The 20960-nt window shown below is 67.2% G+C and carries 17 protein-coding genes; 11 read left to right on the top strand and 6 right to left on the bottom strand.

The window, feature by feature from the left end:
* Positions 1 to 11: 11 nt before the first annotated feature.
* The 3 genes from MAY35_RS00845 to sigK form a co-directional block, all read right to left on the bottom strand.
* Complete coding sequence (locus MAY35_RS00845) at positions 12 to 746, bottom strand: hypothetical protein (protein WP_238418733.1); 735 nt, start codon at positions 744 to 746, stop codon at positions 12 to 14.
* Positions 747 to 827: 81 nt separating this feature from the next.
* Positions 828 to 3065, bottom strand: a complete 2238-nt coding sequence (locus MAY35_RS00840; RefSeq protein ID WP_238418732.1) for an NADP-dependent isocitrate dehydrogenase — start codon at positions 3063 to 3065, stop codon at positions 828 to 830.
* Positions 3066 to 3380: 315 nt separating this feature from the next.
* The gene (gene sigK, locus MAY35_RS00835; protein WP_238418731.1) at positions 3381 to 3935 is read right to left on the bottom strand and encodes an ECF RNA polymerase sigma factor SigK; all 555 of its coding nucleotides are present in this window, start codon (positions 3933 to 3935) and stop codon (positions 3381 to 3383) included.
* 260 nt (positions 3936 to 4195) lie between these two features.
* Between sigK and MAY35_RS00830 the strand changes: the two genes are divergently transcribed.
* The 11 genes from MAY35_RS00830 to MAY35_RS00780 all read left to right on the top strand — a co-directional run bounded on the left by MAY35_RS00830 (position 4196) and on the right by MAY35_RS00780 (position 17107).
* Positions 4196 to 4795: a DNA-3-methyladenine glycosylase I gene (locus MAY35_RS00830; protein ID WP_238418730.1), complete on the top strand. Its 600-nt coding sequence runs from the start codon at positions 4196 to 4198 to the stop codon at positions 4793 to 4795.
* Between the two features lie 45 nt (positions 4796 to 4840).
* Positions 4841 to 5239, top strand: coding sequence for a PPOX class F420-dependent oxidoreductase (locus MAY35_RS00825; RefSeq protein WP_238418729.1), 399 nt, complete (start codon positions 4841 to 4843; stop codon positions 5237 to 5239).
* A gap of 260 nt (positions 5240 to 5499) precedes the next feature.
* The gene (locus MAY35_RS00820; protein ID WP_238418728.1) at positions 5500 to 5598 is read left to right on the top strand and encodes a potassium-transporting ATPase subunit F; all 99 of its coding nucleotides are present in this window, start codon (positions 5500 to 5502) and stop codon (positions 5596 to 5598) included.
* Positions 5599 to 5602: 4 nt separating this feature from the next.
* The gene (kdpA, locus tag MAY35_RS00815) at positions 5603 to 7402 is read left to right on the top strand and encodes a potassium-transporting ATPase subunit KdpA (protein ID WP_238418727.1); all 1800 of its coding nucleotides are present in this window, start codon (positions 5603 to 5605) and stop codon (positions 7400 to 7402) included.
* Positions 7399 to 9606: a potassium-transporting ATPase subunit KdpB gene (kdpB, locus tag MAY35_RS00810; protein WP_374237903.1), complete on the top strand. Its 2208-nt coding sequence runs from the start codon at positions 7399 to 7401 to the stop codon at positions 9604 to 9606. Before kdpA ends, kdpB begins: the two co-directional genes overlap by 4 nt.
* A gap of 5 nt (positions 9607 to 9611) precedes the next feature.
* The gene (locus MAY35_RS00805; protein WP_238418967.1) at positions 9612 to 10247 is read left to right on the top strand and encodes a potassium-transporting ATPase subunit C; all 636 of its coding nucleotides are present in this window, start codon (positions 9612 to 9614) and stop codon (positions 10245 to 10247) included.
* Between the two features lie 19 nt (positions 10248 to 10266).
* Entirely contained in the window at positions 10267 to 12891 is a 2625-nt protein-coding gene (locus tag MAY35_RS00800) for a DUF4118 domain-containing protein (protein ID WP_238418726.1), read from the top strand.
* A complete protein-coding gene (locus MAY35_RS00795; RefSeq protein ID WP_238418725.1) occupies positions 12888 to 13613 on the top strand; it encodes a response regulator in 726 nt (241 codons plus the stop codon). The genes MAY35_RS00800 and MAY35_RS00795 overlap by 4 nt, the downstream gene beginning before the upstream one ends.
* Positions 13614 to 13623: 10 nt before the next feature.
* Positions 13624 to 14553, top strand: coding sequence for an aminoglycoside phosphotransferase family protein (locus MAY35_RS00790; RefSeq protein ID WP_238418724.1), 930 nt, complete (start codon positions 13624 to 13626; stop codon positions 14551 to 14553).
* Between the two features lie 274 nt (positions 14554 to 14827).
* Complete coding sequence (locus tag MAY35_RS00785; RefSeq protein ID WP_238418723.1) at positions 14828 to 15613, top strand: GntR family transcriptional regulator; 786 nt, start codon at positions 14828 to 14830, stop codon at positions 15611 to 15613.
* A gap of 105 nt (positions 15614 to 15718) precedes the next feature.
* Positions 15719 to 17107 carry an MFS transporter gene (locus MAY35_RS00780; RefSeq protein ID WP_238418722.1) on the top strand — a complete coding sequence of 463 codons (1389 nt, stop codon included), beginning with the start codon at positions 15719 to 15721 and terminating at the stop codon, positions 17105 to 17107.
* A 71-nt stretch (positions 17108 to 17178) separates the two neighbouring features.
* Here the strand turns inward: MAY35_RS00780 and MAY35_RS00775 are convergent, their stop codons facing one another.
* The 3 genes from MAY35_RS00775 to MAY35_RS00765 form a co-directional block, all read right to left on the bottom strand.
* Entirely contained in the window at positions 17179 to 18360 is a 1182-nt protein-coding gene (locus tag MAY35_RS00775) for a M20 family metallopeptidase (protein WP_238418966.1), read from the bottom strand.
* 50 nt (positions 18361 to 18410) lie between these two features.
* The gene (locus MAY35_RS00770; RefSeq protein WP_238418721.1) at positions 18411 to 19649 is read right to left on the bottom strand and encodes a PLP-dependent aminotransferase family protein; all 1239 of its coding nucleotides are present in this window, start codon (positions 19647 to 19649) and stop codon (positions 18411 to 18413) included.
* A 110-nt stretch (positions 19650 to 19759) separates the two neighbouring features.
* Positions 19760 to 20953, bottom strand: a complete 1194-nt coding sequence (locus tag MAY35_RS00765; RefSeq protein ID WP_238418720.1) for a M24 family metallopeptidase — start codon at positions 20951 to 20953, stop codon at positions 19760 to 19762.
* Positions 20954 to 20960 lie beyond the last annotated feature (7 nt).

Below are 20960 nucleotides of genomic sequence, written 5' to 3'. Positions count from 1 at the left end.
GCTGGCGCACACTACTTCTTGAGGCGTCGGCTTCCGCCGTGCCAGTCCTCCTCGACGCCCGTCTCGTCATCGGTCACGCCGAAGGCACGCAGCTGCGGCTTCTCCCGCAGGCTGCGCTTGAGCTCGGCGAAGCCAGGGAAGCTCGCCAACCCGATCACGTGGTCCCACAAGGTGATCGCCTCGTCGTCGCCGGGTAGCCGGCTGATCACTGGCCCGAAGAACGCAACGCCTTCGGGCGGTCGGAAGTGGATGATCGGCGTACCCACGTCGCGGCCGGTCAACGTGAGGGCCTCGTCGGTCTCGGCCTGGATCTCCGCGTCGTAGCCGGTGTCGTCGAGGGCGGCGAGGTGGCTCGCCGGCACATCCAGTTCGCTGAGCACCGGCCTCAGGAAGTCCTCGGTGCCGCGGAAGTCGGTGGCGTCGACCGTGTAGGAACCGGTGTGCGCGTCGAAGATCCGGGTTCCGAGGGCCTCGTAGAGCTGGCCGATAGCGGCGCGTCCGTGCTCGCGGCGGATGCTCGCCGCCACCCGCAGGAGTCTGAGCCCGGCGGTGTGCCCGGCCTCGTACTCGGGTGGGAAGTGGGCGTCGTAGTCGATGTGCGCGTTCAGCAGTCGCAGTGAGATGAACCGCCAGTCGACTGCGTAGTCACGACGGGCCTGAACCTTGCGTACCCATTTGCTCGTCATCCAGGCGAACGGACAGACGGGGTCGAAGTAGAAGTTGACGTCGGCGGTGTCCGTGTCCATGGCTCCCGACGGTATACCTGTCACACAGAAGTGGCGAGAGGCGCCGCAACCGGCACCTCTCGCCACATGGGAGCGGGTGATCTAGCCCTGTGCGGCTGCCAGCGCCTCGTTGAACGTCGAACTCGGACGCATGACGGCGGCGGTCTTGTCCCAGTCGGGGTAGTAGTAGCCGCCGATGTCGACCTGCTCACCCTGCACGGAGTTGAGCTCTTCGACGATCTTGTCCTCGTTGGCGGCGAGGGTCTCGGCCAGCGAGGCGAAGTGCTTCGCGAGATCGGAGTCCTCGGTCTGGGCGGCGAGTTCCTGCGCCCAGTAGAGCGCCAGGTAGAACTGGCTTCCGCGGTTGTCGAGTTCGCCGGTCTTGCGCGACGGCCCCTTGTCGTTCTCGAGGAGCTTGCCGGTGGCGGTGTCGAGGGCCTTCGCCAGGATGACGGCACGCTTGTCGTCGAACTTCTTGCCCACGTCCTCCAGGCTCACCGCGAGCGCGAGGAACTCGCCGAGCGAATCCCAGCGGAGGTGGTTCTCCTCGATGAGCTGCTTGACGTGCTTGGGTGCCGAGCCGCCCGCGCCGGTCTCGTAGAGGCCGCCGCCGGCCATCAGCGGGACGATGGACAGCATCTTGGCGCTGGTGCCGAGCTCCAGGATCGGGAACAGGTCGGTCAGGTAGTCGCGCAGGATGTTGCCCGTGGCCGAGATGGTGTCGAGGCCGCGGACGACGCGCTCGAGGGTGTACCGCATCGCGCGTACCTGCGACATGATCTGGATGTCGAGGCCCTCGGTGTCGTGCTCGGGCAGGTACTTGTGGACCTTCTTGATCAGCTCGTTCTCGTGCGGGCGGTACGGGTCCAGCCAGAACAGCACCGGCATCCCGGAATCACGGCAGCGGTTGACGGCCAGCTTGATCCAGTCCTGGATCGGGGCGTCCTTGACGATGCACAGACGCCAGATGTCGCCCTCTTCGACGGTCTGGGTCAGCAGGACCTCGCCGGTCTCCAGATCGGTGATGTTGGCGGTGCCGCCCGCGGGGACCTCGAAGGTCTTGTCGTGCGAGCCGTACTCCTCGGCCTTCTGCGCCATCAGGCCGACGTTGGGGACGGTGCCCATCGTGGTGGGGTCGAACTGCCCGTTGGTCTTACAGAAGTTGATCATCTCCTGGTAGATGCGGGAGAAGGTCGACTCCGGGTTGACGGCCTTGGTGTCCTTGAGGCGGCCGTCGGCGCCGTACATCTTGCCGCCGGCGCGGATCATGGCCGGCATCGAGGCGTCGACGATGACGTCGCTGGGGGAGTGGAAGTTGGTGATGCCGCGCGCCGAATCGACCATCGCCAGCTCGGGACGATGCTCGTGGCACTTGTGCAGGTCGTCGATGATCTCCTCGCGCTGCGCGCTGGGGAGGGACTCGATCTTGCTGTACAGATCGGAGAGGCCGTTGTTGACGTTCACGCCCAGCTCGTCGAACAGGTCGCCGTGCTTCTCGAACGCATCCTTGTAGAAGACCTTGACGGCGTGACCGAAGACGATCGGGTGGCTGACGCGCATCATCGTCGCCTTGACGTGGAGCGAGAACATCACGCCGGTCTTGTAGGCGTCCTCGATCTGCTCCTCGTAGAACTTGATGAGGGCCTTCTTGCTCATGAACATGCTGTCGATGACGTCGCCGTCGGTCAGCGACACCTCGGGCTTGAGGACGAGGGTCTCGCCGGAGTCGGTGAGGAGCTCCATCTTGACCTTGCGGTCGCCCTCCACGGTCATCGACTTCTCGCCGTGGTAGAAATCCCCCTCGCGCATGTGGGCGACGTGGGTGCGCGACGCCATCGACCACTCGCCCATGCTGTGCGGGTGCTTCCGGGCGTACTCCTTGACCGCCCGGGGTGCGCGGCGATCCGAATTTCCTTCGCGCAGAACGGGATTGACCGCGCTACCCAGGCACTTGGTGTACCGGTCGCGAATCTCGCGCTCCTCGTCGGTCTTGGGGTTGCCCGGGAAATCGGGGAGGTCGTAACCCTTCTCCTGCAATTCCTTGATGGCGGCGAGGAGCTGGGGGACGGATGCGCTGATGTTCGGGAGCTTGATGATGTTGGTGTCGGAGGCCTGGGTGAGCTTGCCGAGTTCACCGAGGTTGTCGGTGACCTTCTGGTCGTCGGGCAGGAGGTCGGAGAATTCGGCGAGGATGCGAGCCGCGACCGAGATGTCACTGGTCTCGACGGTGATCCCGGCCGCCCCGGCGAACGTTCGCACCACCGGCAGGAACGCGTGAGTGGCGAGCATGGGTGCCTCGTCGGTCAGCGTATAGATGATGGTCGGCTGTTCGGCACTCATGCGATGTGTTCTCGATTCTGTCTTGGGTTCGACTCTGCTGCGACCTTGTGGGTCCGGTTTTACCGATATCACGCCGGGGATGGACTCGGGTGACATCTCCCCATTGATTTTGCCTGTCCGGCCGCAGCGACGGGAGACGTGGTGGGTGGATTCGACTCGAACACGAGGTGGTAACACCTGTGACCTGGACGAGGTCACATTTTTGATGTGGCCGACGCCACACCCGCGTGCGGCGCCTGCAGACATGAGTCGACCCCGCTCCGGCGGTGGTCTATCGCCGGGCGGGGTCGTGTGGAGAGCGAGTGTGGTGCGGGGTCAGGCGGCGCGACCGGGCACGGTCTGGCGGAGTCGGATGAGGCCGTCGCGGATGCGCGACTTGACGGTGGGCAGCGCGATCCCGAGGTGCTCGGACACCTCGCGGTAGGTGAGACCGTGGAAGTAGGCCAGCTCGATGGCCTGGCGCTGCAGTGGGGTGAGGGTCTCGAGTCCGGTGTGGATGAGGCGAGCGATCTCGCGACGTTCGACCGATTCGCTGACCTCGTCGATCTCGCGTCCGGTGTCTGCGATGCCGTAGGCGACGGTGCGCCGGGTGGCGGCCGACTCCGAGCGGACACGATCGACCGCCCGGCGGTGCGCCAGGGTCAGAATCCAGGACAGGGCCGACCCGGACTCCGGCTTGTATGTGTCGGCGTTACGCCAGACGGCCAAGAAGGTCTCCTGCGTGGCCTCTTCGCTGTAACCGGGATCGCGCAGTACCCGCAGGGTCATGCCGTAGACACGGTCGCAGGTGGCGTCGTAGAACTGGGCGAAGGCGTCCATGTCGCCGGTCGCCACGCGGGCAAGGAGTGTGCTCAGATCGGCGTCGTTCATGATGAAACTCCTTGCCGCGATGGCGGTTGTCCGGTGCTCGGGCTGTCGTCGGTGTCGGTGCCGACGGAGTCGTCGATGCGATGTGTACAACGCTAAGCTGCCTGACCTTCTCCTCCATCATCCACAGGCACAACGGGATGGTTTCGCAATCCTCATGTCACGATTTCATAACGGGCCGAATGGGGTCACCGTTCTGCGCCTCACCCGGACGGCTTGTGTCATGCGCGCCGGGTAGCGTCCTCGCGACGGAAGGAATGCCCATGGCCGACGACACGATCACGATCGGTGACGGACGACCACGCTGCCTGTGGGCGGCTCGAGAGCCCGAGACCACGTATCACGACACCGAGTGGGGTTTCCCGGTGGTCGGCGACGACGCGCTCTTCGAACGCGTCTGCCTGGAAGGATTCCAGTCCGGTCTGAGCTGGCGCACCATCCTGATGAAGCGCGACAACTTCCGGGCCGCGTTCGCCGGTTTCGAGATCGACCGGGTCGCCCGTTTCGGCGACGCCGATGTCACCCGCCTGCTCGGCGACGCCGGGATCATCCGGCATCGCGGGAAGATCGAGGCATCGATCAACAACGCGAGACGTGCCGTCGAACTGATCGAGGAGCATGGGTCGATGGAGTCGTACTTCTGGGGCTATGCGCCGAAACGGGACCACGTGCCGGGCTCGATGACCACCTCGCCGGAGTCGGCCTTGCTGTCGAAAGAACTGAAGAAGCGCGGCTGGCGGTTCGTCGGTCCGACGACGATGTTCGCACTCATGCAGGCGACCGGGATGGTCAACGACCACGCATACGGCTGCGTCATCCGCGAGAAGGTGGACGCCGCGCACCGAGGGGCGGCCCGCGCCTGATCGTAGGCAACCGTACGCATCGCCTGATGCCCGTAACATTGCCGCATGACCTCGAACAATGCGTCGACCTTCGGCGAGGCGGGAACCGCCAAGTACGTGAACCTGACGACGTACCGCAAGAACGGCGCCGCGGTGACGTCGCCGCTGTGGGCCGCGCTTGACGGAGACCGTCTGGTGATGTGGACGGTGGCCGATTCGTGGAAGGTGAAGCGGCTGCGACGTGATCCGCGCGTGGTCGTCCAGGCCTGTGATGTCCGGGGCCACAAGAACTTCGGCGCACCCGTCAGCGGAACCGCCGAGGTGCTCGACGCGGCGGACAGCGGTCGCGTCAAGAAGGCGATCGCCGACAAGTACGGACTCCTCGGCAAGATCACCATCCTCGGCAGCAGGTTGCGTCGGGGCGCGCACGGCAGCGTGGGGATCGTCATCACGCCCGCGGTCTGATCGGCGCCGGTCCGCGGGTCACGCGGGCCCGGTGACAACGCGACGTCAATACCGGCCCGGTCCGCGTATGGATCGCGTTAAGAAACTCTCTCGCTCGCACTCCGGGGCGTGATCCTTCGGTGTGCCCACTGAACGGTGGGCGCACCGATGCGTTCGAGAGAGTGAGAAATCGTGGCGGATCTGCTGTACGTGCTGCTCGCCATCGCGGGGTTCACCCTGTGTGTGCTGGCAGTGCGGGCCGTCGATGTGAGGACCAGGAAGTGACCGCCGACGGGGTGGTCAACGTCGTACTGCTGGCGCTCGCGGCCGCGACCGTGGTGTTCCTGCTGGTCGCGCTGGTGTTCCCGGAGAGGTTCTGACCGGATGAACACAACTCTCGCGGGACTGGCTCAACTCGGCGCACTGGTCGCGATACTCGCCGTCGCCTACGTGCCGCTCGGCGACCACATGGCACGTGTCTACAACGGTGAACGAGACCTGTGGGTCGAACGCGTCCTCTACCGAATGGCGCGGGTGGACCCCCGCCGACAGCAGACCTGGGTCGGGTATGCGCTTGCGGTGCTGGGCTTCTCGCTGGTGTCCTTCATCGTCCTCTTCCTGTGGCAACGTCTCCAGGGCGTCCTGCCCTGGTCCGACGGCAAACCGGGCGTGGCGCCGTCGATGGCCTTCAACACCGCGATCTCCTTCGTCAGCAACACCAACTGGCAGTCCTTCTCGCCCGAGGTGGTCATGAGCAACCTGACCCAGATGGTCGGGCTCGCCGTGCAGAACTTCGTCTCGGCGGCGGTGGGGATGGCGGTCGCGATCGCGGTGATTCGCGGGATCGTCAACCGGCGGGCGAACGGCGAGATCGGCAATTTCTGGGTCGACCTCGTGCGGGGTGTGACCCGAATCCTGTTGCCGCTCAGTCTCGTGGTGGCCACGTTGCTCATCACTCAGGGCGTCGTGCAGTCGTGGCGCACCGGGTTCGACTGGACCACGCTCGACGGAGCCGATGCCCGCAGCATGGTCGGGCCGTTCGCCTCGCAGGAGGCCATCAAGGAACTCGGCACCAATGGGGGCGGGACGCTGTCGGCGAACTCCGCGCACCCCTTCTCCAATCCCACGCCCTTCTCCAACCTGCTCGAGATCGTCGCGCTGCTGCTGATCCCCGTCTGCCTCACGCGGACGTACGGCACGCTGGTCGCCGACCGGCGTCAAGGACTGACGCTGCTGGGTGTCATGGCCGCGATCTGGTCGATTCTGCTCACCCTGGTGTGGACCTTCGAAAGTCGGACCGGCGGGATCGCTTCCGAGGCAGCCGGCGCCATGATGGAGGGCAAGGAGGTGCGACTGGGGATTCCGGGTTCGGTGCTGTTCGCGGTGTCGACGACCGGCACCTCGACCGGCGCGGTGAACTCCGCCCACGACAGCTTCTCGGCCGGCGGTGGCGGCGTACTCCTCTGGAACATGCTCCTCGGCGAGGTCGCTCCCGGCGGTGTCGGCTCGGGACTCTACGGAATACTCGTTCTGGCCATCATCACCGTCTTCATCGGCGGACTGCTCGTCGGTCGGTCACCCACCTTCCTCGGCAAGCGCATCGGTCAGCACGAGATCACCGTCGCGGCACTGTATGTACTGGTGATGCCGTCGCTCGTCCTTGCCGGCACCGGGATCTCGGTGATCCTCGGCTCGACGACGACGGCACAGGGCAACAGCGGCGATCCCGGGTCGCCAGGAGCGATCCACGGTTTCGGCGAGGTGCTCTACGCCTACGCGTCGGCCGCGAACAACAACGGCAGCGCATTCGGCGGTCTCACGGTCACCAGCGACTGGTTCCAGGCTTCGCTGGGAGTCGCGATGCTCCTCGGGAGATTCCTGCCGATCGTGCTCGTGCTCGCGCTGGCCGGCCTGCTCGCCCGCCAAACCCCGCGCGGTATCGGTGGATCGGCGACCGCGGGAGGCGACGGCGCCGCCATCGGTGAGCCCGCCGGGGTCGCGGTGCACACGGCGTCGACGGCGGTGCTGACCGCGCCCGCCGACGCCGAGCAGGACTCACGGTCCGCACTGCCGACCCACGGATTCCTCTACGGATCCCTTCTCGCGGCGACGATCCTGCTCGTCGCCGGACTCACCTTCTTCCCGGCGATGGCGCTGGGACCGATCGCCGAGGCACTGCTGTGACCACACAACTGACCGAATCCGACCGATCCGGTCCCGGGCGATCCGGGACCTCTACGCTCTCAACCCTTCCGGACTCCGAGCCCGCGCTGGTGTCGCGGGGCGCCTTCGACCTCCGCTCCCTCGTGACCTCGATGCCGCTGGCGTTGCGCAAACTCACCCCGCGTGACCAGGCCCGCAACCCGGTCATGTTCGTCGTCTTCGTCGGTGCCGTCGTCACCACCGTGCTCGCGGTCGTGCGCCCGTCGTGGTTCAGCTGGACGGTCGCTGCGTGGCTGTGGTTCACCGTGGTCTTCGCCAATCTCGCCGAGGCCGTGGCGGAGGGTCGAGGCCGCGCGCAGGCCGACAGTCTGCGAAAGGTCAAGCGCGACACGATGGCCCGACGCCTCGTCGACGGCGACGACACGCTGGGGCTCGGGAACCTCGAGGAGGTCGCGGGCAGTGAACTGACCATCGGTGACCTTGTCGTCGTCGAGGCCGGTGAGGTCATCGCCGGCGACGGGGATGTGGTCGACGGTATCGCGACCGTCGACGAATCGGCGATCACCGGTGAATCCGCGCCCGTGGTGCGCGAATCGGGAGGTGACCGGTCGGCGGTCACCGGCGGGACCGTCGTCCTCTCCGACCGCATCGTCGTCCGGATCACCACGTCGCCCGGTGAGACCTTCGTCGACCGGATGATCGCCCTGGTCGAAGGCGCGGCGCGCAAGAAGACGCCGAACGAGATCGCCCTCGACATCCTGCTGACCAGCCTGACGGTGATCTTCCTGCTCACGGTCGTCGCCGTCGGCCCGATGCAGGAGTACGCCGGCCAGTCGCCCGACCCGATCAAGCTGATCGCGCTGCTGGTCTGCCTCATCCCCACGACGATCGGAGCCCTGCTGAGCTCGATCGGCATCGCCGGGATGGACCGATTGGTGCAGCGCAACGTCCTGGCCATGTCGGGCCGGGCCGTCGAGGCGGCGGGCGACATCGACACCCTGCTCATGGACAAGACCGGCACGATCACCTATGGCAACCGCCGGGCCACCGAATTGCATGCGGCGCCGGGGATCCCGATCGACGAGATGGCCCGGGTGGCCCACCGGTGCAGTCTGGCCGATGGCACCCCGGAGGGACGCAGCATCGTCGAACTGTGCGAATCCGCCTACGGGGTGATGCGGGACGACGGTGCCGGCCCGAACCGAACCGGCCCGGATCGAACGGGCTCGAACCGAACGGGCTCGGGGACGACGACGACCGACTCGATCGTCCCGTTCACCGCCCAGACCCGCATGAGCGGTGTGGATCTGCAGACCCCCGCCGTGCTTCTCGAGTACCGCAAGGGCGCCGCCGATGCCGTGACCACATGGGTCGTGGCCGGCGCCGGAGCTGTGGGGGACGCGGTGACCGCAGACGTCGAACGCATCTCCGCCGCGGGCGGGACACCGTTGGTGGTCGGCGTCCGAGAGGACGTGCGGCCGGCGCGGGTGCTCGGTGTGATCGCCCTGTCGGACGTGGTGAAACCAGGCATGGCGCAACGTTTTGCCCAGTTGCGGGCGATGGGCATCCGTACGGTGATGGTCACCGGTGACAATCCGCTCACCGCCCGGGCCATCGCCGCCGAGGCCGGTGTCGATGATTACGTCGCCGAGGCCACGCCCGAGCAGAAGTTGGCCCTGATCAGGTCCGAGCAGGCGTCGGGTCGGCTCGTCGCGATGACGGGGGACGGCACCAACGATGCCCCGGCACTCGCCCAGGCCGATGTGGGTCTGGCGATGAACACCGGTACGTCGGCCGCCAAGGAGGCCGGCAACATGGTGGACCTCGACTCGGACCCGACGAAGCTCATCGAGGTGGTCGGCATCGGCAAGCAACTGCTGATCACCCGCGGTGCGCTGACGACGTTCTCGCTCGCCAACGATCTCGCCAAGTACTTCGCGATCCTGCCCGCCATGTTCACGGCCGTCTACCCACAGCTTGACGCCTTGAACATCATGGGTCTGCATTCCGCGCAGTCGGCGATCGTGTCCGCGGTGATCTTCAACGCGCTGATCATCGTCGCGCTCATCCCGCTCTCGCTGCGCGGGGTGCGCTATCGGCCCAGCTCGGCGTCGAAGTTGTTGGGCCGCAACCTACTCGTGTACGGGGTCGGCGGCGTGATCACGCCGTTCATCGGCATCTGGCTGATCGACCTCGTCGTTCGTTTCGTTCCGGGAATGGGATGACCACCATGAACACTCTCCTGGCCGGTCTCTTCCGGCAATGCGTCGCCGCCCTCGGAATGGTCGTCGGACTGACGATGCTCCTCGGACTCGCCTATCCCGCTGCGGTGTGGGCGATCTCGCGGGTGAACACGTCCGGGGCCGAGGGTTCGCAGATCGTCGACGCGGCGGGCTGCCGGATGGGCTCCGCGCTGATCGGCCTCGACCCGCAGGTCGGGCCCGGTGCTCCGGACCCGTATCTGCACGCGCGGGTGCTCGGCGCCGCGGACGAGCCGATGGCCGCCGGCGATCCTTCCGCTTCGGCGGCGAGCAACCAGGGCCCCAACAGTGAGATCCTGCGCACCAACGTCGAGGCCAGGCGGACACTCATCGCGGCGCGTGAGGGCGTGCCGGCCGCCGCGGTCCCCGCCGACGCCGTGACCGGGTCGGGGTCGGGGCTCGACCCGCACATCAGTCCCGAGTACGCCGAACTGCAGGTCGCTCGGCTCGCGCGGGAGAATCGTCGGTCCCCCGAGGACATCAGGGCCGTCATCGACGCACACACGGAGGGTCGGCAGTGGGGTTTCCTGGGGCAGCCGCGGGTCAACGTGCTCGAGGTGAACCTGGCCCTGGGGCACGCGCCGCCCGTCTGTGGCGCGTCGTGACCGGGGATAGAATCGGCCGATGACCTCAGCGGCGGACCCGGCGGCAGCGAGGGTCCCGACGCAGGCGGCCGCGGACGCGCACTCCGAGGGACGCGGCAGGCTCCGTGTCTTCCTCGGCTGTGCGCCCGGCGTGGGCAAGACCTACGAGATGCTGGCTCAGGCCCGGTCTCTCGTCGACGAGGGTGTCGACGTGGTGGTGGCGGTCGTCGAATCCCACGGCCGGGTCGCCACGGCGGCGCTCGTCGAAGGTCTCGAGGTGATCCCGCGGGTACATCGGCCGTACCGCGGGACACCGCTGGAGGAGATGGACGTCGACGCCGTACTGGCCCGCCGGCCGCAGGTCGCGCTGGTGGACGAGCTCGCCCACACGAATGCCCCCGGGTCGCGGAACACCAAGCGATGGATGGACATCGGAGATCTTCTCGATGCAGGCATCGACGTCTACTCGACGATCAACGTCCAGCACCTCGCCGGCCTGAACGACGTCGTCGCGCAGATCACGGGCGTCGTGCAACGCGAGACCGTCCCCGACGACGTGGTGCGCGGCGCCGACCAGATCGAACTCGTCGACATCGACCCGCAGGCACTCCGCCGCCGCCTGTCGGCGGGCAAGGTCTATCCGGACGGTCGGGTCGACGGTGCCCTGCGGAATTACTTCCGACAGGGCAATCTCACGGCACTGCGCGAGCTCGCCCTCCTGTGGCTGGCCGACCAGGTGGACGACAAGCTCGCCGATTACCGTGCGGCGCATGGCATCACCGACACCTGGGAGGCGCGGGAACGGGTTGTCGTCGCGGTGACCGGCGGCGCCGAGTCGCCCACCCTGCTGCGCCGGGCCGGCCGCATCGCCTCGCGGTCCAGCGCGGAGCTGTTGGCCGTGCACGTGGTCCGAGGCGACGGATTGACCGGCGCGGGTGTCGACCTCGCCGCGCTCAAAGAGCTCGCCGCCGGCGTCGGCGCCCGCATCCACACCGTCGTCGGTGACGACATCCCCGCCACCCTGCTCGAATTCGCCCGCGGGGTCAACGCCACGCAGCTCGTCGTCGGGACCTCGCGCCGTCCCCGGTGGAAACGCATCTTCGACGAGGGTGTCGGAGCAACAGTGGTCAGTCAGAGCGGTCGCATCGACGTCCACATGGTGACCCACGACGAGCGGAAACGCCGGTCGCGCCTCGACATCCGGAACACCCGCTTCCACCGTCCACTCAGCTGGGTGTTCGCGGTCCTGGTGCCGCTCGCCGTGACGGGCGTGCTGCGGATGCTCGACCCGTGGCTCGGCTTTGCCAGTGAGTCGGCGCTGTTCTTCGTGTCGGTCCTCGCGGTGTCGATGCTCGGCGGTATCGCACCGGCCGCGTTGTCGGCCGTGGTCTCCGGTCTGCTGCTGAACTACTTCTTCACCGACCCGCGCTTCACGTTCACGATCAGTCAGCCCGACAACCTGATCACCATCCTGGTGTTGCTGTTGATCGCGGTCGCCGTTGCGGCACTGGTCGATTCGGCCACCGTGCGTCGTGCGGAGGCGCAGGACGCGACCCGTGAGGCGGAGTTGCTCGCGCTGTTCTCCAGTGTGGTGCTCGGCGGCGCCGACGTTCCGGGGCTGCTCGAACGGTTACGCGAGACCTACGACCAGACGGCGGTGTCGGTGGTACGGCGCATCGCGCGGTCCGCCCGACGGGTGGAGGCCGCCGTCGGCGAGCACCCTCCGACGGGACCCGACGACGCCGACACCGTGTGCGTCGTGCCGGGGGACGAATTCGAGTTGCTGTTGCGCGGCCCGAAACTCGGTGCACGAGACCGGCGGGTGCTGGCGGCGGTGGCCGGCCAGGCGGCGAGTGCGGTGCAGCGTCATGCGCTCGAGGCGGAGGCGGCCTCCGCCGAGGCGCTCGCGCGGACCGACGAATTGCGTCGCGCGCTGCTCTCGGCGGTGAGTCACGATCTCCGGACACCCCTAGCCGCCGCGAAGGCCGCCGTGTCCAGCCTGCGCAGCGACGACGTGACGTTCAGCCCGGAGGACACCGCGGAACTCCTGGCGACCGTCGACGAGTCGGTCGATCATCTCGCGGCGCTGGTCGGCAACCTGCTGGACTCGTCGCGTCTCGCGGCCGGGGCGGTGCGGCCGCAGTTGCAGCGGACATTCCTTCCGGAAGTGGTGCACCGGGCCGCTGCCGAGGTGTATCGATACGGAACGGAGGCGGGGCCCGCCTTCGACCTGGGTCACGCCTGGGCGTTCACCGATGCCGGTCTCCTCGAACGTGCGCTGGCGAACCTCATCGACAACGCGCGCCGCCACGGCGGCGGCGAGGTCGGGATCGTGGCACGCCTGACCGCCGGCGATCCGCCACGGTGCGTGATCCGCGTCGTCGATCACGGGCCGGGCCTGCCCGAGACTGGCCGGGAGCAGGTGTTCGCAGCGTTCCATCAGGGTGGCGACACGAGCGGGGCGTCGTCCGGCGTCGGGCTGGGATTGTCGGTGGCGCAAGGCTTCGTCTCGGCGATCGGAGGGGTCCTCACCGTGGAGGACACCCCGGGCGGCGGTGTCACCATGGTCGTCGACCTGCCCGCGACCGATGATGCCGAGACGCCTGGCGACTCGCGGCCGCCCGGAGCCACTGTGGCGCACCCTGATCCGGGAGAAGCGCGATGACTGCCGAGAAGACCCGGGTCCTCGTCGTCGACGATGAGCCACAACTGCTGCGCGCGTTGCGGATCAACCTGAACGCCCGAGGTTTCGCCGTCACCACCGCGGCCACGGGTGCGGCGGCGCTCACGGCGGCGGCGCGGATCAACCCGCATGTCGTGGTCCTCGATCTCGGCCTGCCGGACATCGACGGACTCACGGTGCTCGAAGGGTTGCGGGGCTGGACGACGGTGCCGGTCATCGTCCTGTCTGCGCGCAGCGACGCGGCGGACAAGGTCGTGGCCCTCGATTCCGGCGCCGACGACTACGTGACCAAACCGTTCGGGATGGAGGAGTTCCTGGCGCGGTTGCGGGCGGCGCTGCGTCGCGGGGCGGTGACCGGTGGGGCGTCGGAGTCACCGGTCGTCGACGCCGGTGCGTTCGCCGTCGACCTCGCCGCCAAGCAGGTGACGCGCGACGAGTCACCCGTCCACCTCACCCCCACCGAGTGGGGAATTCTCGAGATGCTCGTGCGGCACGAGGGAAAGCTGGTGTCGCAGAAGGACATCCTGGCATCCGTGTGGGGACCGGGTTACGACGGGCAGAGCAACTACCTCCGTGTCTACCTCGCGAGTCTGCGCCGCAAGCTGGAAGACGACCCCGCCCATCCCCGGCATCTCCTCACCGAAGCCGGCATGGGTTACCGCTTCGTCCGATCGGGCAGCGCGTCGGCAGGTGCCGGATCGTGAACGCGCGCAGATGATCATCGATGCGGACATCCCCGCCGGCCTGGCCGCACAGGCGGCGCTCGGACCGGCCTGGCAGGAGTGGCTGCGCCGACTCCCCGTCACCGCGTCGGCACTGCTCACCGAGTGGGAACTACGACGCGACGGTTCGGACGTGTGGCACGGGTTCGAGTCGATGGTGGTCCCGGTGGTCGACCGGGGCGGACAGCGCGGGGTCCTCAAGCTCGCCTTCGACGGTGACGACGAAGGTGCCCAGGAAGCGCTCGGACTGCAGCACTGGCACGGGCGGGGTGCGGTGCGCCTGGTGCGCGCGGACCCGCGCAGGCGGGCGCTGCTCCTCGAGCGTCTGGAACGGCGGGACCTGACGACCGTCGACGACGACGAGGCCTGCACGGTGGTCGCCGGACTCTACGGTGTGCTGCACATCCCGGCGCCGGGGCGCCTGACTCGCCTCACCACGCACCTTCAGGGATGGCTGGCCGGGCTGGCCGCCATGCCCCGTGATGCTCCGGTGCCGAGGCGGTTCGTCGAGCAGGCGTTGTCCCTGGGCCGGGACTTCGTGTCGGACACCGACGGCCGGGGCGTCATCGTGCACGGCGACCTGCACCACGAGAACGTCCTCGCCGGTCCCGACGGGGACTGGGTCGCCATCGACCCCAGTCCGATGTCGGGCGACCGGCACTACGAGCTCGCGCCGATGCTGTGGAACCGCCTCGGCCCGAGGGATTCCGATGTGCGCGAGCAGATCCGCCGACGCTTCTACACGATCGTCGACGCAGCCGGATTCGACCCGGATCGCGCCCGGGACTGGGTCATCGTGCGGATGATCCTCAACGCGCACTGGGCGATCGAGGATGCCGAACGGGCCTCGCGGCCTCTTCGTCCGTCCGACCGGGAATGGATCACGACGTGCATCACGGTCGCGAAAGCGGTCATCGACTGAGGTGCGCTGGCCGAAGAGGGGTCGCATGCGACCTCAGTCCGTCGACGCGACCTCGATCGATGTCGCTCCGACGACATGAAGTCGCGTGCGACTCCGGCCCGGGATGCCACGTCACCTGGGACCGGTTCGATCGAGGCGGGTGGGCCTCTGGCTGCCGGTGGTTGTCACGGCTACGGCGCCACAGGTAGATTGTCAACAATCCAACAATCGCCGGTGCGGCGGCGCGCCGATGAAACACCGCCTTGCGCGAGTCTTTCACGGTAAGAAAGAGGGGATGACGGTGACGATGAACGTGGCAGACGGCGCGGCGGGTCCGGAGGATCCGGGCTCTGCTCGAACCGTCGTTCGCCAGGGAAAACAGGGTCCGCCGCCGCGGCGCCGAGTGCTGTCGCCACTGGTGCAGGAATCGACACCGGCGATCATCGCGCGTAAGTTGCACGATGCGATAGCCAACGGGGACTTCCCACCCGGCTCACAGCTGACCGAGTCGGGGCTGGCTGCCGACCTCGGCGTCAGTCGCGGCCCGCTCCGGGAGGCCATGCAACGGCTCACCGCGGAGGGGTTGCTCGTGAGCCACCGCAATCGCGGGCTGTTCGTCGTGTCGATGGACGACGACGACATCCGCGACATGTACGTCGCGAGGACCGCGGTGGAGCGCGCCGCTGTGCAGCAGGTGATCTCGCACCGTGAGCAGGAGGCGGTGGATGCACTCGTCGACGCCGTCGAGGTCATGCGCGAGTTCATCGACGAGCCGAACGGCGCTGGGATGGCGGAGGCCGACATGGCCTTTCACCAGACACTGGTGGAATATGCCGGAAGTCAACGGCTTTCGCGTCTGCACGAGACGATCCTCGTGGAGACGCGAATGTGCCTGCGAGCCATGCGGGGAACATACTCCTCGGGAAAGGACCGGATCGACGAACACCAGGCGTTGGTGGACGCCATCGCCGCGGGAGATGCCGCGGCTGCTGATGCTCTGATGATCGAGCACATGGCCGACGGGTTGCGCCGCCTGGTCGGTGACGACGAGAACGCCGACCGGCAGGTGGCCAGGGGCTGATCACCTGCGGCCGGCAGTCGCGTAGGGCCGAGAATCGTGCCGTACGTGCGCATCACGAATCCACCGAGTTCCACCACCAGTGGCCCCACGACTCAGGAAGCGCAGATGAGCGACACGACAGCAGCAGACACGTATGAGCAGCTCGCACCGGACCCGGACTCCCCAGAGGGCAAGAAGATTCTTCGCAAGGCCATCGGCGCCTCCGCGATCGGCAACGCGACCGAGTGGTACGACTACGGTGTCTACGCCGCCGCGTCGGTCTACCTGACCCAGGCATTCTTTCCGGGGGACCTCGGAACCATCGGCACCATGCTCGGTTTCGCCGTCTCCTTCGTACTGCGTCCGCTCGGCGGCATGGTCTGGGGACCGATCGGTGACCGCATCGGGCGCAAGTCGGTCCTGGCGATGACCATCCTGCTCATCTCCGGTGCGACGGCCCTGATCGGTCTGCTGCCGACGCACGCGTCGATCGGTGTGTGGGCCCCGATCCTGCTCATCCTGCTCCGCGTCATCCAGGGCTTCTCGACCGGTGGCGAATACGGCGGCGCCGCAACGTTCATGGCCGAATACGCGCCGGACAACAAGCGCGGCAAATACGGCTCGTTCCTCGAGTTCGGCACCCTGGCGGGCTTCTGCGGTGGCACCCTGTTCGTCCTGCTCCTGCAACTGCTGCTCACCGACTCGCAGATGGACCAGTGGGGTTGGCGCATCCCGTTCCTGTTCGCGCTGCCGATGGGTCTCATCGGCCTCTACCTGCGGTCGCAGATGGAAGACACCCCCGTCTTCCAGGAACTCGAGCAGGACAACGAGATCAAGGGGTCTGCCTGGACCCGCTTCAAGGACCTCTTGATCAACTACCGGCGCCCGATCCTCACGATGTTCGGCCTGGTCATCGCGCTCAACGTCGCCAACTACACGCTGCTGGCCTACCAGCCCACCTACCTGCAGAACACGATCGGCCTCTCCGAGACTTCGGCGAGCACCGTCAATCTCGTCGGTCAGCTGGTCATGATGCTGCTGATCCCGTTCTTCGGATGGTGGTCGGATTCGACGGGCCGTAAACCGATGTGGTGGGGTTCGCTGATCGGGCTGTTCGTCCTCGCCCTGCCGCTCTACTGGTTGATGGGTCAGGGATTCGTCTGGGCGATCGTGGCTTTCGTCGTCCTGGGTGTGCTGTACATCCCGCAGCTGGCCACCATCTCGGCGACCTTCCCGGCGATGTTCCCGACCCAGGTCCGCTATGCCGGGTTCGCGATCTCCTACAACGTCGCGACCGCCGCCTTCGGCGGTACGGCCCCGCTGGTCAACGACGCCGTGGTCGAGAAGACCGAGTGGTCTCTGTTCCCGGCGATGTACATGATGGGTGCCTGCGCCATCGGCATGGTGGCACTGCTCTTCCTGAAGGAGACCGCGGGAGGTTCGATCCGCGGTACCGGGATCCCCACCCGCGAGAACGACTTCAGCTCGTTGCAGGGGCAGAAGGTCGGTTCGTGAGGGTTTCGACGAGCTCAACCGGCCGGTGGAGCTGAACCGGCTGGACGTGGCTGAACCCGCTCGGGTAGGGCTCAGTCGACGTGGCGGAGAAGGCGCAACGCGGCGAGGGTGTAGGCCCTCGCCGCGGTGACGAGATCGGCGATCGCGACCGACTCGTCGGGCTGATGGGCATCGGTGTTGATGTTGCCCGGGCCCAGCACGATAGATGGGATGCCGAGGTCGCGACTGACGAATCCACCGTCGCAGGCCGCGGTCCAGCCTCCGACCGAGGTGGCGGCACCCGCGTGCGTGACCGCTTCGACGGCCGCGGTCACCAGCGGATGGTCGGCGGCAGTGGCGAATCCAGGCATCTCCATCGTCACCCGGATGTCGACCGAGATCCCGTCGGTGTCGATACCCCTGTCGCCGATCGTCTTCCGGAGCTCGACGGCGATGACGTTCGGGTCCTCGTCGGGCATCAGACGTCGGTCGATGCCGAGCGAGCACGTGGGCGCGACCACCGAGATCCCCTGTCCGCCCGAGATGGTCCCGACGTTCCACGTCCCGTGGCCGAGTAGCTCGTCGGGATTCTCCGCCAAATGTTCACCGTCGACGCGGATGATGTCCACGATCGCCGCGGCAGCGTCGATCGCGCTGCGCCCGTCGGCAGGTCGGCCGGAATGCGCGGCGCGACCCGTCACGTCGATCTCGATGTACGAGGCGCCCCGGCAACCGCGTACCACTTGCAGATCGGTGGGTTCGGCGACGATACAGCCGAGGAAGTCGTGATCCCGGGGGCGGGCGACGAAGTCGCGTACCCCGGTGCCATGTTCCTCTTCGTCGACGGTGCACACGAGGCGCACCGGCCCCGTCGGTGCCACACCGAACTCGCCCGCTCGCGACAGTGCGCTCATGGCTGCGACGACGGCAGCGAGTCCGCCCTTCATGTCGGTGGAGCCGCGCCCGTAGATGCGGCCGTCGCGGATGTGCGCCGTGTACGGGTCGGCTGTCCAGTTGGGGCCCGCCGGGACCACGTCGGAATGTCCGAGGAACATCAGGCCCGGCCCGGGTCCGGCGGCGAGAGTCGCGGCAAGATTCGGTCGCCCGGGTGCCGCCTCGGTGATGGACACCGCCAATCCCTGTTCGCGACAGGCTTTCTCGAGAACGGCGACCGCTGCTTCCTCGGTGCCGCCGGGATTCTCGCTCGGCGCCTCGACCAGGGCGGAGGTGAGCGCGACGATGGCGGCCTCGTCGATGAGGTCGAGGACGGCCATCTCGGTTGCGGTCAGCTCGTGTGCTGTCTGTTCGAGTTCGGGGTCACCACTCACCGTGCCATCTTCTCAAGACTCGCGGTGAGGCGTCGGACACCCTCGTCGATCCGTTCAGGGGTGCTCGAGGCGAAGCACAACCGCATGGAGTTGCGGAACCGGCCGCCCGGTGACAGCGCCGGGCCAGGGATGAACGCCACGCCGTCGGCCAGGGCGACCTCGAACAGTTCCCGGGTGTCGATCTCGGCGAACTCGTCGCGCAGCGTCACCCAGAGGAAGAACCCTCCTTCGGGATTCGTCGTCACCACCCGGTCGCCGAGGTGGCGGGCGACGGCGTCGAGCATCGCGTCCTTGCGCTCGCGGTACAGGGTGCGGATTCCGGCGAGGTGGTCCTCGAGACCGCCGCGGGCGATGTACTCGGCGACGATGTGCTGATTGGGCACATTGGTGCAGGTGTCCATGGCCTGCTTGCCGTTGATGAGCAACTGACGCAGGGAGGGGTCGGCATCGACCCAGCCCACCCGCCAACCGGGCGCGAGGATCTTGGAGAAGGTACGCACCGAGAAGACGAGGGGATCGCCGGGACTCAACGTCTGGAACGTCGGGATGTCGGTGCCGGCGAAGCGCAGCAGCCCGTACGGATCGTCGTCGATGATGACAGAACCCCACGTGTGGGCCAGGCGGAGCAGCTCGCGGCGTCGTTCCTCCGACATCGTCACGCCGGACGGGTTCTGGAAGGTGGGGATCGTGTAGATCGCCTTGGGCGTCTGGTGGGTGTGCGCGACGAGGTCCTCGAGCTGATCGACCTGCATCCCGTCGTCGTCGACGGGAACCTCGAGGAGTCGGGCCCCGTACGACAACGCCGTCGCACTGCCGTTGGTGTAGGTGGGGGATTCGACGATCACGAGATCACCGGGGTCGATGAAGAGCTTGCAGGCGAGATCGAGGCCCTGCATGCCGCCGGTGGTGATCACCAGACGATCGTGCGACGACGGGTCCGGTGTGGTCGCCAGGTAATCGACGAGCAGCTGGAGCAGCCGTGGTTCACCCTCGGTCGCGCCGTAGGTGAACGACGTGTGGTCGAGGATCTCGCCGGCGATCTGGCGGAACTCGTCGGCCGGGACCGCCTCGTCGGCCGGTGAACCCATCGCGAAGCGCACGATGTCGTGCGACTGGGCGGCCAACAACGACGTCGACGAGTCGATCATCGAACCGACCAGGTCCTTCGCCCGGCCCGCCAACGGCAGAGTGGGCGCGGAATGCCGTGCGTCGTAAATGGTTTCGGTTGTGGTCACTTTCTTCACCTCGTCTCGTCGCCCTTCGTGGCTCGTCGCTTGCGCTCCTCGCACCTCAGGGATCGGGTTGTGCTTGCGCTCCTCGCACCTCAGGGATCAGGTTGTCTCGTTCACTTCCGGATCAGCTCCCTGGGGAAGTCGGTGAACGTCTCCACCCCGGTGGGGCTGACGCGCACGGACTCCGAGAGCTCGAAACCGTAGTTGTCCATCCACATGCCGCACACGATGTGGAAGGTCATGTTGGTCTCCAGGACGGACTCGTCCTCGGTGCGGATGCTGATGGTGCGTTCACCCCAGTCGGGCGGGTACCCGATACCGATGGAATAGCCCAGCCGCGAGGGCTTTTCGAGGCCGTACTTGGCGAGAGTCCAGTTCCACGTGGACGCCAGCTCGCGTGTCGCCACGCCCGGCTTGATCGCATCGAGGACGTTGTCGAGGCCCTCGGCGGTTGCCTTGGCCACGTAGTCGAGATCTTTCGAGACGGTGCCCAGGGACACGGTCCGCGCCAACGGGCAGTGGTAGCGGCTGTGCGCGCCGGTCAACTCGATCACCACCGCCTCGTTCTCGACGAATGTGCCCTGGTTCCAGGTCAGATGCGGGGTGTCGGCGGCGGCCCCGGTCGGCAGCATCGGGACGATCGCCGGGTAGTCACCGCCGTACTCCGGCGTGCCGGTGATCTGGGCCTGCGAGATCGCCGCCGCCGCATCGCATTGCCGCACGCCGATGTCGATGGTGTCGATCGCGGCCCGCATCGCCTCCGAGCACACCATGCCGGCCTGGCGCATCAACTGCACCTCGGCGTCGGACTTCACCGACCGCACCCAGTTCACGAGTTCGAAGTTGTCGACCAGCTTCCACTCCGGGATGGCGTTGAACAGCGCCCGATAGGCCTTGGGGGAGAAGAAGTGCGAATCCATCTCGAGGCCGACCGATCCCGCTTTCGACGCCGGTGCGATGAGATGGCGTTGGCGCAGCGACCAGGCGACCCAGTCGAACGGATGCAGGTGCGGACGGTGCACGTAGCTCTCCGGGTACCCGACGATCTGCTCGGGGGGCAACCACGTGGTGCGGTGCGCTCCATGAGCATCCATCTCGCGCGCGTAGAACACCATCTCACCGTCGATGGGCACGAACAACATCTGCGGCGTGTAGAACGACCACGCGTTGTACCCGATGAGATAGAAGATGTTGGCCGGGTCGGTGACGATGATCGCCGACAACCCCTGGCGGTCCATGAGTTCGCGGACGCGGACCAGGCGCTGTGCGTACTCGCTGTCGGTGAACAGCTGAGCACCGAGGTACATGCTTGTC

Origin of the sequence: Gordonia sp. 'Campus' (assembly GCF_022206305.1) — a bacterium.
GTDB lineage: Bacteria > Actinomycetota > Actinomycetes > Mycobacteriales > Mycobacteriaceae > Gordonia.
This window is presented reverse-complemented; position numbering and strand designations above follow the sequence as displayed.

Excerpts from the sequence above, each read along its gene's own strand:
- MAY35_RS00845 (WP_238418733.1), bottom strand. The coding sequence starts at position 746 with ATGGACACGGACACCGCCGACGTCAACTTCTACTTCGACCCCGTCTGT.
- MAY35_RS00840 (WP_238418732.1), bottom strand. The coding sequence starts at position 3,065 with ATGAGTGCCGAACAGCCGACCATCATCTATACGCTGACCGACGAGGCA.
- sigK (WP_238418731.1), bottom strand. The coding sequence starts at position 3,935 with ATGAACGACGCCGATCTGAGCACACTCCTTGCCCGCGTGGCGACCGGC.
- MAY35_RS00830 (WP_238418730.1), top strand. The coding sequence starts at position 4,196 with ATGGCCGACGACACGATCACGATCGGTGACGGACGACCACGCTGCCTG.
- MAY35_RS00825 (WP_238418729.1), top strand. The coding sequence starts at position 4,841 with ATGACCTCGAACAATGCGTCGACCTTCGGCGAGGCGGGAACCGCCAAG.
- kdpA (WP_238418727.1), top strand. The coding sequence starts at position 5,603 with ATGAACACAACTCTCGCGGGACTGGCTCAACTCGGCGCACTGGTCGCG.
- MAY35_RS00805 (WP_238418967.1), top strand. The coding sequence starts at position 9,612 with ATGAACACTCTCCTGGCCGGTCTCTTCCGGCAATGCGTCGCCGCCCTC.
- MAY35_RS00800 (WP_238418726.1), top strand. The coding sequence starts at position 10,267 with ATGACCTCAGCGGCGGACCCGGCGGCAGCGAGGGTCCCGACGCAGGCG.
- MAY35_RS00795 (WP_238418725.1), top strand. The coding sequence starts at position 12,888 with ATGACTGCCGAGAAGACCCGGGTCCTCGTCGTCGACGATGAGCCACAA.
- MAY35_RS00790 (WP_238418724.1), top strand. The coding sequence starts at position 13,624 with ATGATCATCGATGCGGACATCCCCGCCGGCCTGGCCGCACAGGCGGCG.
- MAY35_RS00785 (WP_238418723.1), top strand. The coding sequence starts at position 14,828 with ATGACGGTGACGATGAACGTGGCAGACGGCGCGGCGGGTCCGGAGGAT.
- MAY35_RS00780 (WP_238418722.1), top strand. The coding sequence starts at position 15,719 with ATGAGCGACACGACAGCAGCAGACACGTATGAGCAGCTCGCACCGGAC.
- MAY35_RS00775 (WP_238418966.1), bottom strand. The coding sequence starts at position 18,360 with ATGGCCGTCCTCGACCTCATCGACGAGGCCGCCATCGTCGCGCTCACC.
- MAY35_RS00765 (WP_238418720.1), bottom strand. The coding sequence starts at position 20,953 with ATGTACCTCGGTGCTCAGCTGTTCACCGACAGCGAGTACGCACAGCGC.